Source organism: Bacillus songklensis (genome assembly GCF_042649685.1).
GTDB classification, from domain to species: domain Bacteria; phylum Bacillota; class Bacilli; order Bacillales; family Bacillaceae_H; genus Bacillus_BA; species Bacillus_BA songklensis.
On sequence record NZ_JBHRZT010000063.1, the window covers coordinates 1 to 527 of the forward strand.

Annotated in this window: 1 protein-coding gene; it reads left to right on the forward strand. The window is 35.3% G+C overall.

Annotated elements, in window-relative coordinates:
• Positions 1–527, forward strand: a 527-nt coding sequence (locus tag ACFOU2_RS15115) for a hypothetical protein (RefSeq protein WP_377916530.1), incomplete at both ends; no start/stop codon positions are given.

The following is a 527-nucleotide window of genomic DNA, read 5'->3' on the forward strand; positions in this document are numbered from 1 at the left end:
AAAAGACGAAAATGTATACGGAAACTATGTCGTCATTCCAAATGTTTCGTTTCCATATGGACAAGAACAAATTGATAGAGCGAAAACACCTTCTGTTGGCTATACAAAAGGAAAAGGTAACAAAGTGACCTACTATCGAGCAACAACATGGAAGTTTATACGTAAACATCATTCTTGGTATGTCAATGTAACCGTTGACGTAGATGCACCCGATGTGACTACGTTAGAAAATAACGGAGTGTTAGGAATCGACTTTAATGCCGGATTTCTCGCTATTACAGATGTAGACCGTTTTGGAAATTACAAGTATTCGTTTCAAGTTCCTTATAAAGCAAATCATGCTTCTAGTGAAGAAACAAAACAAAGTCTGAGCAACGCATTAAAAGTGGCGGTTGAATATGCAAAAAACAAGCAAAAACCGATTGCTAAAGAGAAGTTAGATTTTAAAAAGAAAAAGCAAAACCTAAAACAAATGTCTCCTCAACAAGCAAAATTGTTAAGTGGTTTTGCGTATTCTAGTTATCAAT